This is a genomic window from Nonomuraea sp. NPDC049784 (genome assembly GCF_040659615.1).
Classification (GTDB): Bacteria; Actinomycetota; Actinomycetes; order Streptosporangiales; family Streptosporangiaceae; genus Nonomuraea.
The window spans coordinates 1-1,325 of the sequence record NZ_JBFAMX010001224.1; the positions used below are offsets into that span (position 1 = coordinate 1).

Below are 1,325 nucleotides of genomic sequence, written 5' to 3' on the forward strand. Positions count from 1 at the left end.
GGTGCTCACCGCGGTCCGCGAGCTCGGCTACCGTCCCAACGCCGTGGCGCGCAACCTGCGGCGCAGCCGTACGACACTCTGGGCAGTGATCATCTCCGACATCGGCAACCCGTTCTTCACCGCCATGGTCCGCGGCATCGAGGACGTGGCCCAGCAGGAGGGCTACTCGGTCGTGCTGTGCAACAGCGACGAGAACCCTGCCAAGGAGGAGACGTACGTCGCGGCGGCGCTGAGCGAGCAGATGGCAGGCGTGATCATCTCCTCGTCCGGGAGCGTCAAGGCGGCCAAGACCCTGATCGAATCGCCCATCCCGGTCGTCGCCGTCGACCGGGAGCTGCCCCGGGGTGTCGTGGACACGGTCGTGGTCGACAACGAGGCGGGCGCGCGCACGGCCACGGAGCACCTGCTCGCGGCCGGATACCGGCGGATCGCGTGCATCACGGGGCCCGAGGGCGTGAGCACCGCCGACCTGCGCCTGCGCGGCTACACCGCCGCCCTGTCCACGCCTCCCGTGATCGTCCGTACGGACTTCCGCGAGCAGGGGGGTTACGACGCCATGGCCTCACTGCTGTCCTCTCCCGAGCCTCCCGACGCGGTGTTCGTGGCCAACAACCTGATGACGGTGGGCGCGCTGCGCTGCCTGACGGAGCGCGGGGTGGACGTGCCCGGGGAGATGGGGCTGGTCGGCTTCGACGAGATCCCGTGGGCTGACCTGGTGCATCCCTCGCCCACGACGGTGACGCAGCCGACGTACGAGCTGGGCCGGATGGCCGCCCGCCTCCTGGTCGACCGCATCGCGGCCCCTGCCGCCAAACCCGCCACGATCGTCCTGCCCGCCGAGCTCCACCCGCGCCAGAGCAGCTCCCGCTAACGCGCCGCGAGCTCGTGGGCGATGTGGGACGTCGAGCCGTACAGGTCTCGGTAGAGCTCGTACAGCCGTCCGTAGTCCTCGGCCGCCCCCGGATCGGGCTCCACCACGGAGGCGGGCGGGTTCCAGCCGTCGCTCGACACCCCCACCGCGCCCGCGGCCAGCATGGCGTCGCCGAAAGCGGCCCCGACCGTGTGGGCGGGCAGCACCTGCGCCTGCTGCAGCACGTCCGACACGATCCGCGTCCACAGGCCGCCCTTCGTACCACCTCCCACCGCCACCAGCCGCTTGGCCGACCCGCCCGCCGACCGCATGGCCTCCAGGTTGTGCCGCACCCCGAAGGCCGTCGCCTCCAGCGCGGCCCGGTACAGGTGCCCGCGTCCGTGCCGCAGCGTCAGCCCGATCAGGGTGCCGCGCGCGTCCGGGTCGAAGAGCGGCGTCCGCTCCCCCGCGAAGT

At 72.2% G+C, this 1,325-nt stretch carries 2 protein-coding genes; one reads left to right on the forward strand and one right to left on the reverse strand.

Annotation, left to right across the window (positions count from 1 at the left end; genetic code table 11):
* Positions 1–871: LacI family DNA-binding transcriptional regulator (locus AB0J09_RS64925; RefSeq protein WP_360714481.1), on the forward strand; the 871-nt coding region annotated here is incomplete at its 5' end.
* On the opposite strand, the gene AB0J09_RS64930 is transcribed toward AB0J09_RS64925, so the two are convergent.
* Positions 868–1,325: FGGY-family carbohydrate kinase (locus AB0J09_RS64930; protein WP_360714483.1), on the reverse strand; the 458-nt coding region annotated here is incomplete at its 5' end. The two genes, AB0J09_RS64925 and AB0J09_RS64930, sit on opposite strands and share 4 nt — an antisense overlap.